This window comes from Rhizobium sp. O111 (assembly GCF_055616315.1).
The window spans coordinates 30,608-47,297 of sequence record NZ_JBSHXL010000005.1; the positions used below are offsets into that span (position 1 = coordinate 30,608).

20 protein-coding genes and 1 pseudogene are annotated in these 16,690 nt (G+C 60.7%); 15 read left to right on the forward strand and 6 right to left on the reverse strand.

Annotation, left to right across the window (positions count from 1 at the left end; translation table 11 throughout):
• The first annotated feature begins 4 nt into the window (after positions 1-4).
• The 7 genes and pseudogenes from ACVTFQ_RS33075 to ACVTFQ_RS33105 all read left to right on the forward strand — a co-directional run bounded on the left by ACVTFQ_RS33075 (position 5) and on the right by ACVTFQ_RS33105 (position 5,631).
• Positions 5-469, forward strand: a complete 465-nt coding sequence (locus ACVTFQ_RS33075; RefSeq protein ID WP_012475980.1) for a hypothetical protein — start codon at positions 5-7, stop codon at positions 467-469.
• A gap of 323 nt (positions 470-792) precedes the next feature.
• Positions 793-1,380, forward strand: coding sequence for a hypothetical protein (locus tag ACVTFQ_RS33080; protein ID WP_012475981.1), 588 nt, complete (start codon positions 793-795; stop codon positions 1,378-1,380).
• Between the two features lie 125 nt (positions 1,381-1,505).
• Positions 1,506-1,751 carry a type II toxin-antitoxin system VapB family antitoxin gene (locus ACVTFQ_RS33085; RefSeq protein WP_077768133.1) on the forward strand — a complete coding sequence of 82 codons (246 nt, stop codon included), beginning with the start codon at positions 1,506-1,508 and terminating at the stop codon, positions 1,749-1,751.
• Positions 1,751-2,155: a type II toxin-antitoxin system VapC family toxin gene (locus ACVTFQ_RS33090; protein ID WP_077768132.1), complete on the forward strand. Its 405-nt coding sequence runs from the start codon at positions 1,751-1,753 to the stop codon at positions 2,153-2,155. Before ACVTFQ_RS33085 ends, ACVTFQ_RS33090 begins: the two co-directional genes overlap by 1 nt.
• 205 nt (positions 2,156-2,360) lie before the next feature.
• Positions 2,361-2,612, forward strand: a pseudogene (locus ACVTFQ_RS33095) (ArdC-like ssDNA-binding domain-containing protein); the annotation flags it as partial.
• A gap of 573 nt (positions 2,613-3,185) precedes the next feature.
• Positions 3,186-4,877 carry a group II intron reverse transcriptase/maturase gene (gene ltrA, locus ACVTFQ_RS33100; protein ID WP_113177758.1) on the forward strand — a complete coding sequence of 564 codons (1,692 nt, stop codon included), beginning with the start codon at positions 3,186-3,188 and terminating at the stop codon, positions 4,875-4,877.
• Positions 4,774-5,631: an ArdC family protein gene (locus ACVTFQ_RS33105; protein ID WP_470424656.1), complete on the forward strand. Its 858-nt coding sequence runs from the start codon at positions 4,774-4,776 to the stop codon at positions 5,629-5,631. The genes ltrA and ACVTFQ_RS33105 overlap by 104 nt, the downstream gene beginning before the upstream one ends.
• Positions 5,632-5,643: 12 nt before the next feature.
• Here the strand turns inward: ACVTFQ_RS33105 and ACVTFQ_RS33110 are convergent, their stop codons facing one another.
• Positions 5,644-5,817 carry a hypothetical protein gene (locus ACVTFQ_RS33110; protein WP_162854300.1) on the reverse strand — a complete coding sequence of 58 codons (174 nt, stop codon included), beginning with the start codon at positions 5,815-5,817 and terminating at the stop codon, positions 5,644-5,646.
• A gap of 248 nt (positions 5,818-6,065) precedes the next feature.
• Here ACVTFQ_RS33110 and panD point away from each other — a divergent pair, with 248 nt between their 5' ends.
• The 4 genes from panD to ACVTFQ_RS33130 all read left to right on the forward strand — a co-directional run bounded on the left by panD (position 6,066) and on the right by ACVTFQ_RS33130 (position 8,184).
• Complete coding sequence (gene panD / locus ACVTFQ_RS33115; protein WP_077768181.1) at positions 6,066-6,518, forward strand: aspartate 1-decarboxylase; 453 nt, start codon at positions 6,066-6,068, stop codon at positions 6,516-6,518.
• A 376-nt stretch (positions 6,519-6,894) separates the two neighbouring features.
• Positions 6,895-7,203: a DUF736 domain-containing protein gene (locus ACVTFQ_RS33120; protein WP_015084482.1), complete on the forward strand. Its 309-nt coding sequence runs from the start codon at positions 6,895-6,897 to the stop codon at positions 7,201-7,203.
• A gap of 319 nt (positions 7,204-7,522) precedes the next feature.
• Positions 7,523-7,687 (forward strand): hypothetical protein, encoded by a 165-nt coding sequence (locus ACVTFQ_RS33125; RefSeq protein WP_162854301.1) that lies wholly within the window; start codon positions 7,523-7,525, stop codon positions 7,685-7,687.
• Between the two features lie 323 nt (positions 7,688-8,010).
• Positions 8,011-8,184: a hypothetical protein gene (locus ACVTFQ_RS33130; RefSeq protein ID WP_162854302.1), complete on the forward strand. Its 174-nt coding sequence runs from the start codon at positions 8,011-8,013 to the stop codon at positions 8,182-8,184.
• 60 nt (positions 8,185-8,244) lie between these two features.
• Here ACVTFQ_RS33130 and ACVTFQ_RS33135 read toward each other — a convergent pair whose 3' ends face one another.
• Positions 8,245-8,583 (reverse strand): WGR domain-containing protein, encoded by a 339-nt coding sequence (locus tag ACVTFQ_RS33135; RefSeq protein WP_077768130.1) that lies wholly within the window; start codon positions 8,581-8,583, stop codon positions 8,245-8,247.
• Positions 8,584-8,918: 335 nt separating this feature from the next.
• Between ACVTFQ_RS33135 and ACVTFQ_RS33140 the strand changes: the two genes are divergently transcribed.
• The 4 genes from ACVTFQ_RS33140 to ACVTFQ_RS33155 all read left to right on the forward strand — a co-directional run bounded on the left by ACVTFQ_RS33140 (position 8,919) and on the right by ACVTFQ_RS33155 (position 13,382).
• Positions 8,919-9,203 (forward strand): hypothetical protein, encoded by a 285-nt coding sequence (locus tag ACVTFQ_RS33140; protein WP_077768129.1) that lies wholly within the window; start codon positions 8,919-8,921, stop codon positions 9,201-9,203.
• A gap of 234 nt (positions 9,204-9,437) precedes the next feature.
• Positions 9,438-10,337 carry a substrate-binding domain-containing protein gene (locus ACVTFQ_RS33145; RefSeq protein WP_235675766.1) on the forward strand — a complete coding sequence of 300 codons (900 nt, stop codon included), beginning with the start codon at positions 9,438-9,440 and terminating at the stop codon, positions 10,335-10,337.
• A 138-nt stretch (positions 10,338-10,475) separates the two neighbouring features.
• Positions 10,476-12,785 carry a methyl-accepting chemotaxis protein gene (locus ACVTFQ_RS33150; protein ID WP_012475985.1) on the forward strand — a complete coding sequence of 770 codons (2,310 nt, stop codon included), beginning with the start codon at positions 10,476-10,478 and terminating at the stop codon, positions 12,783-12,785.
• A 282-nt stretch (positions 12,786-13,067) separates the two neighbouring features.
• Positions 13,068-13,382: a hypothetical protein gene (locus ACVTFQ_RS33155; protein ID WP_077768127.1), complete on the forward strand. Its 315-nt coding sequence runs from the start codon at positions 13,068-13,070 to the stop codon at positions 13,380-13,382.
• Positions 13,383-13,518: 136 nt separating this feature from the next.
• On the opposite strand, the gene ACVTFQ_RS33160 is transcribed toward ACVTFQ_RS33155, so the two are convergent.
• The 4 genes from ACVTFQ_RS33160 to traC form a co-directional block, all read right to left on the reverse strand.
• A complete protein-coding gene (locus tag ACVTFQ_RS33160) occupies positions 13,519-13,914 on the reverse strand; it encodes a thermonuclease family protein (RefSeq protein ID WP_234888144.1) in 396 nt (131 codons plus the stop codon).
• Between the two features lie 200 nt (positions 13,915-14,114).
• Positions 14,115-16,118 carry a Ti-type conjugative transfer system protein TraG gene (traG, locus tag ACVTFQ_RS33165; protein ID WP_012475987.1) on the reverse strand — a complete coding sequence of 668 codons (2,004 nt, stop codon included), beginning with the start codon at positions 16,116-16,118 and terminating at the stop codon, positions 14,115-14,117.
• Positions 16,105-16,320, reverse strand: a complete 216-nt coding sequence (gene traD, locus ACVTFQ_RS33170; protein ID WP_012475988.1) for a type IV conjugative transfer system coupling protein TraD — start codon at positions 16,318-16,320, stop codon at positions 16,105-16,107. The genes traG and traD overlap by 14 nt, the downstream gene beginning before the upstream one ends.
• A gap of 4 nt (positions 16,321-16,324) precedes the next feature.
• Positions 16,325-16,633, reverse strand: coding sequence for a conjugal transfer protein TraC (traC, locus tag ACVTFQ_RS33175; RefSeq protein WP_012475989.1), 309 nt, complete (start codon positions 16,631-16,633; stop codon positions 16,325-16,327).
• Positions 16,634-16,690: the final 57 nt, after the last annotated feature.

The following is a 16,690-nucleotide window of genomic DNA, read 5'->3' on the forward strand; positions in this document are numbered from 1 at the left end:
CGACATGGGTACGATCGGAGACCTCGAACGGAGCGCCGGCATTGGGCCATCGTCCGCGGAACGCACCGCGTTCTGGCAGCAGTTCCACCACCTCAACGGAAAGGCGTGCCTCGACGCGGGCGTTGCGGAGCTTAAACGAATGATCGCCGCGAGGGAGGAACAGGCTGACGTTGCCTCGAGTAAGCAGCGCGCTGTTCCGAAGCGCGAAAGACTTCCTCCTTTGAGCGGTGAACAGGAAGCCGCGCTCCAGGCCTATGCCGCAAGACACGGGCGTCGCTGGAAGAGCATCCTGAACAACGTCTGGATGGGTGGCGCGCCCTATGACGATGGCGGGACACTCCGCGGTCTTCGAAACACGCACGGTCCGAGCTGGCTGCAATATTATCGGCTGCCCAAGCCGAAACCCTCGGCCGAGACCATCATCGCGCCAATTGAGCGTGCGGCGAGTTCGGGAAGTGACGACGTATAGCGTCCCGGCAGCCATCTTCCTTTCAGTACCTGGTTGGACCAGACCCCGTGCCGATTTGCCCTTCGGTTTTGCTGCGGTCTGAACCAGCGGCCGTTCGCTTCAAGGCCGCTATCCGCGCCGCCCGGCGGCCGGAGGCGCCGTCCCTCACGGAGCAGGCTTGCGGGCCTCGCAGGGCAGGATGCCCCGCTTGCCCGCAAACCGGCTCCGCTCAGCCTGTCGTCTCCGGACCTTGAAGCGCCCGTCTTCCGCCGGTTCGGGGCGACCGCACCGAAGGGCAAATCGGCACGGGGCCGGAGCCGCTTCGAGGTTGAAAGGAAGAAATCATGGCAAAGCCCGCTACCTCCCCTCGTCAATCCGCTCGCGTCGTGGCTCTGCGCAAAGGCGCAACCGTCGAAATGGTCCGGCTCACATGCCCCGACAGTGCCCAGGCGCTGAAGATCGCCGAGAGCTTCGGAACCGCGATCGTCGACAGCGACGGAATCCGCGATCTCCATGAGCGTCTGATCTCCGAGACGGCCGATGCTCTGAGCGATGGTCTCGGCGAAAAGGCCATGCAGATCCATCTGCAGCGGATCGTCGGCGCCTTCGTCGGCTCGGCGCACGGCGCAGGCCAATTCTATAGCCGCGCCGTCACCGAGGCACGCGATGCCACGGCCAAGGCTGCCAACGACGCCCGCGACGAGGACCTCGACGGCCCTGTCGGCTACGACAGTGCTGCCCAGCGCAGACGCGAGTTTGCCGCCGACATGGGCGTGCAGGCTCATGCGCTTCGGGTGGCCGCGGAGGGCGCCGTTGCAGCCTACAAGCAAATCGTCGGTGAGGCCTGGAAACCCTTCGATCGGCCCGTCGAAAACCCAGGTCACTCTCTTGATCGCAAGGCGGCCGAAGCACAGATGTCGGCCTTCGACTGAGCGCTTTCGGGCGGGGCTCCGGCCCCGCCTTTTTCCATGTCGGGAAGCAAGCGTGCCTACGGCCTTGGAAAAGGTCGCCCGATGATCTACATTATTTTCGAGATTTATCTACATGGAGACGACCCATGCCGATCAACGTCAACAATCCGGAAGCGGACGCGCTGACGCGCAAGTTCGCCGAAATGGCCGGCGTCGGCATTACCGACGCCATCGTCATTGCCATGCGGGAGGCGATCGAGCGTCGCAATCGCGCGGAGACGCCACTGCAGACTGCTGCGCGGCTGCGGGAAAAGCATGGGGTCGCGATGAGCGACGACGTCCGCAAGCCTCTTCCTCCTGAAGCCTTCGACGAAATGTGGGATGACGCCTGATGTTCGTCGATGCCTGCGCCATCATCGCGCTTCTCTCTGATGAGCCGGAAGCGGCGCGCGTCTCCGACGCCGTTGCTTCTGCCAGACATCCCTTCACATCTCCGGTCGCCATTCTCGAAACAGTCCTCGGCCTTGCACGGCCCGACAAGTTCAATCTTCCAGTGCCCGCGGTCGAAACGATCGTGATGGAATTCCTCGAAGCGCGGGAAATCGAGATTCGCGATCTTCCGCCCGCATCCGAGACGACGAGGCTCGCCCTTGTCGCTGCTCACCGCTATCGCAGCGGCCGCCATGGCCTGAACCTCGGCGATTGCCTGCATTATGCCTGTGCCAAATTCCATGGCGTGCCGATCCTCGCCACTGCGGATGAGTTCAGGTCGACCGACCTCGAAACAATTCCTTGAATCTCCTGAAGCAGTGACGCCGAGATCGGCCCGTCGCGAACCCGTCCGGCTTTTGGTCCTGGCGGAGCGAGGCGTTCGGGCAACGGCTTCGCCGTCCTCCACGTCCGTTCCGGCCTTTCGGTGCCCTCACCCCTTTCCGCTCCGCACTTTGGACCGCCGTGACGGGGTCGCGATCGGCGCGACCTCCTTGAATTGGAGGTTTGAAATGAGCAGGAAGGACGAAGGCCAGCGGGCCGACATCTACACGCGGATCACTGACAAGATCATCGAGGATCTGGAGAAAGGAGTTCGCCCATGGATGAAGCCATGGAACGCCGCGAACACGAACGGTCGTATCACCCGGCCGCTTCGCCACAACGGTCAGCCCTATTCCGGCATGAATGTGCTGCTGCTTTGGTCGGAGGGCCTGGCCCGTGGATATTCCTCGCCGATGTGGATGACATTCAAGCAGGCGGTGCGACGTGAAAGTCGCATGAAAGGAGTGACCCCATGGGTCCATGAGTAGTGTTCAACTCTGTCGCCACATTCCCCATGCGACGTCGGTAACGGCGTGGTGTGAAGCGGGAATGAAAGCCCAAGATGGAAATGCAGCCAACGCATTTTGTCGGGCGAGGCGAAGGTCGGAAGGGCGAACGCGAGTGAATTCTCATCGAAACGCGCCGTGAGGTAGTAAGGCCGTAACCGTTGGTTGACACGGCCGAGCTGGGCAAATGCGAACTGGGGTGAGCTTGGCCCCACCGCGAACACCGCGCCCCGGCGTACTGAGAGCGCCCGCCCCGACCGCATCTCCTTCATGTGGAACACGGAAACCCCGATGGGAACCGGTGGCAACGCCGGTAGGCCGACCGCAAGGGAAGCTGAATGCCCAGCGGGAACAGGAAGACCCAAGAAGCGAATGCCGGCAGATCGAAAGATCAAGGGAATCCATAACCTGCCGGATAGAGCAATGCTCAAGCCGAAAGGCTGCTGACGTGGGTTTGGTGAACCGCCCGAAGACGTTGTGATGATTGCTAACCGAGGGAAAAGTTAGGTGCGGAATTCTTCTGCAAACGGAACCAAGGGACAGACCGACTGGAATGCCGTCAACTGGCGGCAAGTCAATCGGCGCGTCCGCAATCTGAGACAGCGCATCTTCCGGGCGTCCCGTGAGAACGACCTTGCCAAGGTGCGTTCTTTACAGAACCTGATGCTTCGGAGTTACTCAAACACGCTGAAAAGCGTGCGACAGGTCACTCAGGAGAACAAGGGAAAATACACTGCTGGCGTAGACGGCATCGTCACGACGACCGTCGAGGCTCGCAACGAGTTGGCCGACAGCCTCATGTCGGTTCAGCCGTGGCGAGCAGCGCCAGCGCGTAGGGTGTATATTCCGAAGGCAGGCGGGAAACTGCGCCCCCTTGGAATCCCAACCATCCGTGACCGAGCTTTGCAGGCGCGGGTGAAAAACGCGCTCGAACCCTTCTGGGAGGCACGCTTCGAGCCTTGCAGCTATGGGTTCAGGCCGGGACGGGGATGCCACGATGCCATAGCGAGAATCTACAATGTCGCCGCACCAGTGCGCCGCCGCCGATGGGTTCTCGATGCTGACATCAAAGGGGCGTTCGATAACATCGACCATGAATTCCTGCTCAACGCCATCGAAGGGTTCCCTGCAAAGGAGCTCATTCGTCAGTGGCTGAAAGCGGGGTACATGGAGCGCGGGGTCTTTCACGACAGCGATAGTGGTACGCCGCAAGGTGGCGTGATCAGTCCTCTGCTCGCCAACATCGCCCTGCACGGCATGGAGGCCGCGGTTGGTGTGAAATACATCACCCGCGGCGACAATGTCGGCAAGCGGTGTTTGATCCGCTACGCAGACGATTTTGTCGTCTTCTGCGATAGCGAAGAAGATGCGTGTCAGGCTCGGGTGGAACTATCCGCCTGGCTGGCAGCGCGGGGCCTTGTCCTCTCAGACGAGAAGACGCGGATAGTGCATCTATCCGATGGGTTCGACTTCCTCGGCTTCAACATCCGCCAATATCGGAGTCCGGAAACCCGATGGGGCTGGAAGCTGTTGATCAAGCCTTCCCGGAAATCGGTGAAATCGCTGAAAGCCAGGATGATACGGGAATGGCGAGGACTGGACGGTCAGAACATAGTCACCGTCCTTACTCGGCTAAACCCGATCATTCGAGGCTGGAGCAATTATTACCGGAGCGTGGTATCGAAACGGCTATTCGCCCAACTCGACAGCTGGATCTTTGGCAAAGAGGTCCGTTGGGCGCGGAAGACACATCCGCAAAAGCCATGGTACTGGGTCACGCGCAAATACTGGGGTAAGTTACACCCCAAGAGAATGGACTACTGGGTCTTCGGCGATGCTGCCGGAGACGGCGGTCGTCTCATCAAGTTTGCGTGGACCCCGATCGTTCGACATATCCTTGTGAAAGGGGGCGCATCGCCAGATGATCCAGCCCTCCGAGACTATTGGGTGCGGCGAAGATCGCGTCAGCATGCCGAGCTTTCCGGTCGGCAACAGGCTCTCGCCAAAGAACAAGGAGGCATGTGCTTCCGCTGCGGTGAGACCCTGCACAACGACGAGGCCCTGTGCGTTCACCACATCACGGCACCTCGCCTTGGTGGGAAACGCACGCTCGATAATCAGCGCCTCATGCACCTCTACTGCCATCTCCAGGCTCTTGCTGCGGAGAGGAGTGTACGGGATCGCAAGCGGTTTGCTTGAGCCGTGTGCGGGGAAACTCGCAAGCACGGTTCTGAGGGGGCGGGGCAGCGGCGACGCTGCCCCGCTACCCGACCTTGAACTGGGATCGGCCGTGCGGAAGGGCGAGACCGGCTCGACCGTCGTGTTCGCGAGCCGCTTCACGAAGTCGGAGACCGACCGCAACGGCAACGATGTCGATCGGGAAATTCCCTTTCTGAAGGCGTACTTCGTCTTCAACGTTGACCAGATCGACGGTCTGCCGGACCACTATTACCATCGGCCGACACCGGTCCTCGATCCGATTGAGCGGATCGAGATTGCCGATCGCTTCTTCCGCGACACTGGCGCCGTCATCCGGCATGGCGGATCGCAGGCATATTATTCGCCGGTGACCGACCACATCCAGATGCCGCCGTTCGAGACCTTCCGGGATGTGGAGTCCTACTACGCGACCCTTGGACATGAGGAAATTCATTGGGTTGGAGCCAAAGATCGTCTTGATCGCGATCTGTCGCGCTACGCGAAGGACCGGACGGAGCGCGCCCGCGAGGAATTGATTGCCGAACTCGGCAGCTGCTTTCTCTGCGCGGACCTCGGGATTGCTCCAGAGCTGGAGCCGCGACCGGATCACGCCTCTTACCTTCAGTCGTGGCTCACCGTTCTCTCAAATGACAAGTGGGCGATCTTTCAGGCGGCAGCGCATGCGCAGCGTGCAGTCAGCTATCTTCACGGTCTGCAGCCGTCCGCGGAAGGTGCCGACAAGGCGGCGGCATAGGCGTGCTTTGAATCAGGGACGGTCGCCAGTACCGACGGCCGTCTCTCTGATTGGCTCTGGTTCGGTTTGCGGATGCTGGTTCAGGGTGAGGTCCAACGTGCCCCAGATCGATGACTTCGTGGCATCGGACTTGGGTTTGCGAGACGGCTTCCTCTCGACGATGAACGGTTTTGTCTGCTGACGCATAAATCCTCCTGGGCGACGAATCGCGCCTGAACGATATCGCGCACGCCACCGAACACAACAGGCTGTCATTCCAAGTTTCATACCGACGGTTTCGACGGCATGCCGTCGCCATTCGCGACAAAAGGATTCCCACCCTCCCCCGCCTGTCCAGGTTGTTTGTAAGGAAAACACTTCGCCACATGGGTTGTTGCGGAATGCTGCGTCGCACAAATATAGGATGCGAGGATATCAACTGGAAGGGGCAGGCTGTGGAAAAATACGTGGGCGCGAAGCTGCATGGCATTCGAGTGACCGACGCAAAGCTGAACTACCACGGCTCGATCACGATCGATGCGGACTTCTGCCGGGAGGTCGGTCTGAAACCGCTGGAATATGTGGAAATCTGGAACAAGATGTCCGGAGCAAGGATCAGCACTTACGTGCTCTACGGTGATCCGGGCTCCAGGTGCTGCATTCTTAACGGTGCGGCCGCTCGCACGTGCCAGCAAGGCGATGAGATTATCATCGCGTCCAGCGTCTTTTGCGAAATCGATGACATCATCAAGCTCAAGCCACGCGTGCTGGTCTTCGGAGAAAACAATGAAATCGTCGACAGGATCACCTACGAGGTCTTTCGCCGTGCAGACAATTCTCTCGACATGGCCGTGAGCTCCGAGCTGCCCGACAACAGCTACGGATTTCCGGCCTCCATTTCCGGATAGCCTGATGCAGTCGGACGGCGTCCCTGGACGTTTGCCGATGTGGATTGCCACGACACCGTTTTCGCCTATTGCCGTTGCCCTTCAGGGGAGCCATTGTCCCGTCCCTTTACCTGACGTTAGCGGCGCTCCATTTGCGGGCTCGATGAGGCATGTCTGACCGGAGAGCGGCGTCGCCTCGATCGTCCTCCCGCAACGGCCATTCGAAACTTTCTTCCCCTGCCGACTTCGTCGCCATTCCTCGCGCGACAACAAAGTTGCTCCCGGCCGCCCTCCATTTCATTTCGGCCCTCTGGGTGCGGTCCGATCGTCCCCGGTCCTTGCGACAGCCATCGAGGCCGCAATGGAGCGGCCCGAAACAGCAAAAGGAACTTGGACAATGGCTACCATCGGCACCTTCACCTCCACCGAAAACGGCTTCTCCGGCTCGATCCGCACCCTCGCCCTCAACGTCAAGGCCCGCATCGCCCGCGTCGAAAACCCCTCCGACAAGGGGCCGCACTTCCGCATCTACGCCGGCAACGTCGAGCTCGGCGCCGCCTGGCAGAAGACCTCCGAGCAGGGCCGCGACTATCTCTCGGTCAAGCTCGACGACCCGAGCTTCCCCGCCCCGATCTACGCAACGCTGGCCGAAGTCGAAGGCGAAGATGGCCTGCAGCTGATCTGGTCACGCCCCAACCGCGACTGAGGTTCTCGAGGCTCCGCCGATCCGGCGGAGCCTCTCCCGCCAAAGTGAGAAGCCGGCACCAGGCATCGAGCCAGGTTCCGGCTTTTTGGTGCCATGCGGAAACGGGGATAGCCGCTCAGATTTCCTGATGGTGCCGGGCCGGGCCGACGGCATCAAGGACGAGCGGTTAACCCCCAAATTTCAGGCCCGGTCCTGCGGCCCGATCCAGAAATTCGGCTCCCCCACTCGCCGCCTCCGGCGGTCGCTATCGCGATCCCTGACCCCGCCATCCCGTCCCGCCCTGCGAGCTCGTCTTTCACGAACTCAAGGAGATGAGATCATGACGATCGAACAGCACATCGAAGAACTGCGGGCCGAGCTGAACAACGCATGCGACGCGGCCGAGCGCCGCCAGATCGAGGGCGAGCTTGAACTTGCACGGGCCGAGCTCGCCGTGCAACTGGCCGAGCAGGTCGGCACCATCAAGGCCGAGCCGCCCTTCTGAGGCGGCTTCTCTTCTCATTTCAGAGCCGAGCTTCGTCGGCGATCACCGTCTCCGATTCCAGCGCTTTCCGCCCGAGGAACAACCGCGCCATCGCATCTCTCCTTTCGACACAGCTGTCATCTACGTCAGGGGATGTTGCAGTCCTCGCGTCACGCCGCAACCTTGCGCCACCAGAATTTTCCCCACCGCATGCGGCTCCTCGCCCAGTCAAAATTCAGGCGGCTCCAGGTTCTCCGCTCGCGCTTCGACCGTTCCGGTGCGGCCCTCCTCCGAGGTCTGCTTTCGATCCCCGCGATATCAGCAATTCGAAAGGAGAACCTACCATGCAACAACTCGCAAAGTTCCTTGCAGCCACCGGCCGCCGGCTCGGTAATCTCGGGAGAGTGATCTGTCACTTCTTCCGCAAGGGAAAGCTCGGGCTGAAGCTCGCGATCAAGATTCCGTTCTTCGTCGAGATCGAGCTCAACTTCGAGACCGACTGGAATAGGCGCGAATGACGCGCCATGGCCGCCCTCGGCGGCCCTTTTCCTTCGTTCCGGCTCGGGCGTCATCGTTGGTCAGCTGAGAGGACGCTGGGCAAAAGTCCTCGGTCGATAGCCGCGAGCTCGCTTCTGCCGCGTCAGGTCGAGGAACAGTCTGACCGCTTCTTCCTCCCGCCCGAAATGGTGCACCATCATTTGTCCAGAGGTCCCGATCCGCCCCCAGCGTCGCGTCAGGCAGGTTTCCCCGAAAAGCGATATGGAAATCTGCATGGCGTAAAAGCGGGCCATGTTCTTCGCCGTGTCGGTTCGCTCGATGTAGAGCTGGTAAGGTTGCGTGACCATGTTCGCAGAGTCGCCGATCCGTGCCCGAGCGTCCAACGACAGTTTTGAATCGTTCGAGGCCAACCGATTCATTGCGGTGATGTTTCTCAAAACCTGAGCGATTGTCTGGGCGAGTCGGCGCAGCCGCACGGCTCTAGTCGCTGTGGCTCCCGGAGCCCAGTCGGTCTCCGCGCATTCGCGTGACGATCCTCTCGCGGATGGCACAGGGCCAACCTCGCGCGATCAGTTGCAGTATCCCGAGCGCTCCGGACATGGCCGTGCAAGTCATCCGAGAGTGGATCCGACGACTTCATTCAAACTTTAATTTAATTTTCATTCTCTCTGAATAATTATTATTGCAATCAGGTTCAACTAGGCAAAGCACCTGCGGATCAGGCACTGCAGCGCAATGAGAGAAAGTCAGAGACATGGCAGAAATTATCGACTTCCCCTTGGAGCGCAGCCTCAGCACCGAACAACGTGCACTGATCGACCAGATGGAAGAAGAAGGCGGCCGCTTTCTCAAGGCGACGGAGAGCCTGCTTGGCGTCCTGCGGCAAGCTGAACGTACGCAGAAGGCAATTCTCGCCTACCAAGCCGAGATCAAAGGCCGGAGCGGAGGAACGGCGCAGGTAGCCAGTCGCGAAGCGGGCGACGGTTCCGCAGCTGGCGACTATCGCGGCAGCACTATCCGATATGCATCCGATGACTGAAGTTTTTCGAGTGGGTGACGATCGTCGCCATCGTGGCCATACGTGAGGGGACAGACCGTGCTTGGGTTCGCAAAACAAAAACAATATGCTCTCCTCTTGGGAGCAGCACTCCTCCTTGGCCACAGCGCAAGAGCGCAAGACATAGACTTGATGAACGGGGTGGTAGCCCGCCCTGGTGACAAGGACACAATACCCGCAGAAAAATTCAAGAAGGCGAGCCCCTGGAAAATCGGGATGAGCCACTTTGGCGTCAACGCCAACACATGGGCTGCCCAAATGGCCGCTGAATCGCAAGCCGCTGCCAAGAGTGATCCGCGCATTTCTCAGTTCGTGCTGCTCGACGCCAATCTCAGCCAGGCCAAGCAGATCGCCGATATCGATGAGCTGATCGCCCAGAAGGTCGATGCCATCATCGTGACACCGGTCTCTCCGACCTCCGCAGATGCTGGTATCGAAAAAGCGGTCAATGCCGGCATTCCCGTCATCGTCCATACGGGCCTTACCAAAACCGACAAATTCACCGTCGATATTCAAGGCGGCGGCGAGAACTTCGGAAAGGTCTCGGGAGAGTTCCTGGTCAAGGAACTCGGAGGCAAGGGCAATATCTGGGTCCTGCGCGGACTGCCGACTCATCCCGAAGACATCAACCGCTACAAGGGCCTGCTCGAAGCCATCAAGGGCACCGATATCAAGATCGTGGCCGAAGATGCCGGTCTCTGGTCGTATGATTACGGCCACAAGGTTTGCGAGACCTTCTATCTCGAAAACCCGAAGGTCGACGGCATCTGGTCATCGGGCGCCGACATGAGCCGCGCCTGCATGGATGTCTTCCAGCAATATGGCGCGAAGGTTCCGCCGATCACCGGTGAGGTGAACAACGGATTTCTCCAGAAATGGATCGACAGCGGGGTTGATGCCATCGCCACCGAATACGGGCCGGAACAAGGGGCCGCAGCTGTTCGCGCTGCCGTCGCGCTGCTCGATGGCAAAGCCATTCACAAACGCTATGTCTATGAGCCCGACGGCTGGGACATCCAGAAGGCAAAGGCGAATTACCGCGCTGACCTGTCGGAGAAGTTCTGGATGCCAAGCAGCCTGACCGACACCGATCTTAAGGCCCTGTACGGCAAGTAAGACAAATGCCTGCCCCGCGTTACCGCGGCTCGATGAACGTCAGAAGTCGATGTCATCACGAAACTATTCGAACCACCCCAGCGAGCGTGGCGTGATCAAAGCGCCCACTGTCGCCCCGAATCCAAGGAGCCGTCTTCGATGACACCAGCAACAGCGAAATCCAACGACCGACGTAATTTCGGGATCGCCGGACGCTTGACGGCGGCATTTGTCGGCATTGCTGCCCTCGCCGCCATCGCCGGCGCCTCCTCGTCCTGGTATTCGATGAAAAGTTCCGGCATCGTCAAGGAACTCGGCGATCGAACCCTCCCAACCGTCACCGAATCCCTCGCCTTCGCGCAAGAAAGCGCCATCCTTCTCGCAGAGGCGCCCAATCTCGTCTATGAGCCGGATCTCGCTTCGCTCGACGCAAGTTCGAAGCGCCTGGAAGCCATCCTCGCCGGTCAAAGCGGTCGACTGACGGCTTTGCGCGACCTTGGCGTGGCGCCGGAACTGCTCGATTCGGTCGAGAAGACGAGCCAAAGCCTCGAACCAAAGCTCAATCAGCTGACAGCCATATCTTCCGACCGGATCAAGGCGAAATTCCGCATGCAGGAGGGCGTGGCTCGCGCTCTGTCCCGTTACAAGTCCCTGGCGTCAATGCTCCGCAACGCGCAGGTCGGAGCGGTGGACAGCAGTATCGAGCGATCGCGTGCCCTGACCGATCTCCAGATGGCGGCCGCCGAGATATCGACACTGATATCGGCGATACCGGATGCGTCAGACACCGAACTGGCCGCAGTCAAGGATCAATATGATGCGACTGGCAAGGAGATTGACAGCATCCTCGCGCGGCTGAAAGCTTCAGGCGGTAGTGCTGCGATGCAACAGCTTGTCACGGCTCTCCAGAATGAGGGTGGAGGTCCTGAAGGCCTGTTTGCGCTTCGATCCGCCCAGGCCAAGGTCAACGGTCAGATCGCAGATATGCTGAATGATCTGACGGTGACCTCCATCATCCTTGGCGTCGACGTCAAATTGATCGCGGCGAAGGAAAAGCAGGCCGCCCGAAATGCTGCGGAATTGTCTCGGGGGATGACCCAGCAGACTGTCGCCGTCAATGCGGCAACGAGCTTTCTGGTGATTGCAGCCGCGCTTGCCGCCCTGTTCTACGTCCGGCGTTTCGTGACGCGGCGGCTGATCAGGCTTGCGACGGTCATGGGCCGTATCGCCTCCGGTGATCATTCCACTCAGGTTCCCATGTCCGGTCGCGACGAGATAACGGACATGGCCGGCGCTGTCGAAGTGTTCCGCGCCAATGCGGTCGCCAATATTCGCCTCGAGCAGGAAGCGGAAGAACAGCGAAACCTGACGGAAGACGATCGTCGCCGTAAGGCTGAAAGCGATCGCCTCCGGGCAGAAGCCATGGCCCAAGCCACCCAAGGTCTCGGCAAAGGGCTCAAGCACCTTTCTGCGGGTGATTTGACGTTCCGTCTCTCCGAGCCCTTCGCGGATGAATTCGAGACGCTGCGCGCCGATTTCAATGGCGCGGCCGGCCAGCTTGCCGAGACGCTGCGCTCCGTCGCCGACGCGGCCAACGCCATCGATAGCGGCAGCCGCGAGGTTAGCATCAGCGCCGATGATCTCTCCAAGCGCACCGAGCAGCAGGCCGCGTCGCTGGAAGAAACGGCGGCGGCGCTCGACCAGATCACCGTGAATGTCGCCAATTCTTCCAAGCGGGCCGACGAAGCCCGCAGGATCGCCGCCCAGGCCAATACCAGTGCCTCCCAATCCGGCCAAGTGGTGGCGAGTGCTGTCGACGCCATGGAGAAGATCGAGCAATCGTCGAAGCAGGTCTCCAACATCATCGGCGTCATCGACGAAATCGCGTTCCAGACCAATCTACTTGCGCTCAATGCCGGCGTCGAAGCGGCCCGTGCCGGCGAGGCCGGCAAAGGCTTCGCGGTTGTTGCACAGGAAGTGCGTGAACTCGCGCAACGCTCCGCCAAGGCCGCCAGAGAGATCAAGGAGCTGATCCGCAACTCCTCCGTCGAGGTGGAGAATGGCGTGAAGCTCGTCAGCGAGACCGGGACTGCCCTGAAAACCATCGAGGGCTACATCGTCACCGTCAACCAGCATATGGACTCGATCGCGACATCGGCCCGGGAACAATCGGTCGGTCTCGCGGAGGTGAATACCGCCGTCAACCAGATGGATCAGGTCACGCAGCAGAATGCGGCCATGGTCGAGGAGAGCAATGCGGCGAGCGCGACCCTTGCCGGTGAAGCAGGACGGCTTCGCGACCTGATCAGCCAGTTCCAGTTTGGCGAAGCCATGCGCCGGCCGGCGTCCCTCACCGAGGCGAGCCCATCCAGCCGGCCGGTCGCATCGCCCGCGCGCCGGATCGTCGGCGCCGTCGCCAAGGCCTTTTCCGGCAACGCCGCCGTCAAGCAGACCTGGGAAGAGTTCTGAGCGGAGCTGAAGGTGCACTGACTGAAGGTCTTTTGGCCATCAGAGCTGGCAAGCGGTCGCGTCCTTTTCAGGACGCGGTCCTATCTCTCTCTGACGTCCTATCTTGCACCCGCCGTTCCGGCGTCAATGACATCGCGGCCCCTCCAATTTTCCCCGCACCGCAAGCGGCACAGAGAAAGTCGGTTCCTCCGCTCGCCGCACGGCGGCCGCGTTCAGCGGTCCCTGACCCCTCACGGACTTCGGTGCGGACACTTTTCGCCAGAAAACGAAAAGGAGACCCTGATGACACAGCATCACATCACACAGCCGGTTAGCGAAGAGCGGAAACTTGCGGATCAGCAGCCGACCGGGCTTGAACATCTGCGCAGCAGTTTCGATGCTGAAGTGCACCTTCCCGCCGATATCTCGCGCGAGTTTCTGTCTGCGGCGCTGCTTTGGGCCATCGACAACAAGGTCGATTTCGGTTTGTTCCACGAGCCCGGAAAGATCATCATCGCGCACTTCGGTGGTGATGAGATCTACCTCCCCTCCCGGTGGTCCGACAAACGATGGCACATCGGCCTTGAGGACAAGGAGCCTTTCGACCCGGGCGATTGAAGCCCAGACCAGAGGCGGCTTACCGCCTCTGGTCTTTGCCTTTCGCTTGAGCCGTTCCTGCCGGATCGACCAGCCGAGCCGGCTATGATCCCAAGCCCCATCTCTCTCTCCTGACAGCGGACGATGATGATGGTTGTCATTTCCCCTGGCACCAGCCATGTCGCGCGCCATCCCATGGCCGGGCAAGGCCTTCCTTGATCAAAACATCGCCCAGAGAATTGCCCGCACGCGATACGGTTCGAAGTTTACGTCCATACTTGTCCTCGTCGCGGAAGCCGGCCGACAGCGAAAACTTTCCGGCGTTGAGCAGCGTTAGTAGTCGCGACTTTGCCGCTTCACCTTTGATCCGTTCAGCTTCGCAGCGGGGCGGGCTGAGTTCGGGCGTATCGATGTCGGCGATGCGGATTTTCTTGCCCTCGAACCAGAAGGTGTCGCCGTCGACGACGCAGTTCGTGCGATGGCTGTCGCCGCAGATCACGAACGACGCCGATTGGCTGTCTTGCGCAGGCGCTTTGACGAAAGCCGCAGCGATGTCGAGATGGCCATTGCGATCAAGATAGAGCCAGCCCGCGGCGCCGATCACCACGGCCCAGACAATCGCGGTCGGAAAGCCTCGGCCGCGATCGTGACCATGACGACGCGGCGTCGATCGCGAGTCATTAATGCCGGGACGGTCGTTGGCGACCTTCCGATTTTTCCTGAACGGGATGACGTTCTTTTGCGCCAAGCTTTTCATTCCTCTTCGGCGGCAGAGGTTACAGCCGGTTTGGTTTCATAGGCGTTTACCGCAGACGCCGAATTCGAACCTTCCTTCTCCCTTCCGCCCATCGAATGAAACCGGTTCTCGCCGACGCAGGCTCTCATATCGTTGCGCCGGAACCAGATGGCGCGCCCGCATCTGAGCGGTGCATTGCCGGCCGTGAACACGATCTGCTCGTCGGCCCGCATGCGCAGAACCTCATGCGGCTGGATAAGCGGTCTGGCGGCAAGCTGCTTCGAGCGTGTTCGCGATGATCCCCTTGCCTGGGAACTGCGGCTGACCTGGTCGATCTCGACCGTGGTCATGCCGCAACGTTTCGAGATGTAGTCGGCGGTCTCGGGATCGTTAATTGCGGCGAACGAGATCCAGCTGGCACTCTCGAACCACTTGCTTGCCGCGTCGCGGCCGCCATAGGTTTCGCGCATCTGGCCGATCGACTGATAGATCATCGTCAGCGTGATTCCGTATTTGCGGCCGGCGTCGCGCGCAGTCTCGAGGATCCGCATGTAACCGAGGCGGGCGACCTCATCGAGAAGAAACAGCGCGCGCCCTTCAAGCTTTCCGTCGCGATTATAGATCGCGTTGAGAAGCGAGCCGATGACGACACGCGCAAGACCGGAATGAGTCTCCAACGTCTTGAGGTCGATGTTGATGAAGACGTCGGTATTTCCCGCGGCGATGTCGCTGGTCGAGAATTTCCGTCCGGACACCAGGGCGGCATAATTCGGATAGGAAAGCCAATGCGTTTCCTTGACCGCATTGGCATAGACGCCGGAGAAGGTTTCCGGCGTCATATTGACGAAGGCAGCGACGTTCTCCTTCACGAAATCCGAACCCGAATTGTCGTAGATGTCCTGCAGGCGCTTGCGCAAGGTCGGTTCCGGCTCCGACAGGTTCATGCGCACCCGGCGAAGCGTCTGGTCCTTCTCGTCCATGTGACCGGACAGGCAGACATCGGCGATGAGCGCGGTGAGCAACTGCAGGGCTGACGCGCGAAAGAAGTCGTCACGGACACCGCGCGCGCCGCCGCTGTCGCTCATGATCCACGATGCGACAGAGGCAATATCCTCTTCCTTCGTTCCGCCGAAACGGCCGACCCAGTCCAGCACGTTGAAGCCCATGTCCGACTTCCTCGGGTCGAGGACGAACACGTCCCTTCCCGCTCCGCCGCGATGCGCGGAGACCATCGGGGCGACCTCGTTCGACGGATCGAGCACGATCAGCGTGCCGCCCCATTTGAGTGCCGTCGGGATGGTCACCGACGTCGTCTTGAAACCACCGGACCCCGCAAAGACGATCCCGTGCGACGAGCCGAATGAGCCATCGAAGCACAGCAACGGCGACTTGCCGCCGGCGCCCCAGGTCTCCGCGCTATCGGCTCGAAATGCCAATGCCGCGACGCTGTCCTTGTCGACCCGATAGCGCTCGCCGATGACGATGCCGCCGGAATCGGAAAACAGCTTCGCCGCCTCTGGCGGCTTCATCCAGTCGGCTTCGCCATGCAGTGCCCTCTTGCCCTGAATGCGCTTTGGCTCGGCCCTTGCGAATGCCGCATTGCCGATGAACGCAACGCGGAGTGCGAAGCAGGCACACATGAACGCTGCGCCTACTCCAATCGACGTTGCCGGATCGAGATAGGCGAAGACCGTCTTGCCGGTTGGCAGCGTCTTCGTGAAAGCGGCAAGGCGTATGGTTTCGCGGGTAGCCGCGATCAGGATCGTTCCACTGCATCCCGCAACGACGCCCCAGCCTGCCTGCTTGATGCTGATCGCGCCGGCACTTGCGAACAAGAACACGATACCGATCGCCGCGCTGGCGACATAGGGCAGCGCGATGCCCGCACGCCCCCATGCCAAGCGTGCGGCCTCGGTCTTCCCGAAGCCGGAAATCCACTGCTCGATCCCCGTCATCCCGATGACGACCAGGATCATCAGCGCCGCCGGCCCGACGACGAGCGCAATCCTATTGATCGTCATTGCCAAAGGCCTCCGCGCCGATTGCCGTGAGCCTGGATCGCTCGCCCTCATCACCCTTGATTCGGCGGGCGACATCGATCAGCGCGCCCAGCAACAGCGCGCGCTTCTCGTAACGCAGCCCGGCCTTGACGATCAGGCCGCCGAGCTCGATCTTTTCCCGCGTTTCCTTCTTGCGGGCGTCGGATGTCATCGTCCTCGCCATACGCTCAAGCCTCGCCAGTGCTGCCCGCGCCCGCACCAGAGGAGTCCGCCGGCGTCGACGTTGCGCCGCTGCTATCGCCGGCACCCTTTTTCCCTCCGTTCGTAGCGCCCTTCCCTCCCCCTTGGCCTCCGCGAAACCGCGTCGCCACTTCCTCGAAAGCGGCCTGCAGCTCCCCTTCCTCAATCTCGATCTCGCCAAGGCCGGCCTTGAGCGCGATCCGGCCGATCCGCTCGGCTTCTCTTGTCTCGGCGACCTTGAGCTGCTCCTGCAACTTGGCGATTTCGTCGCGGATTTTCGAGGCAGGTTTTTTCATGTCCGATCGTCTCCATGGCTGAGAAAGCTTGTCTTTCGAAGCCAGTCTTTCCGAACG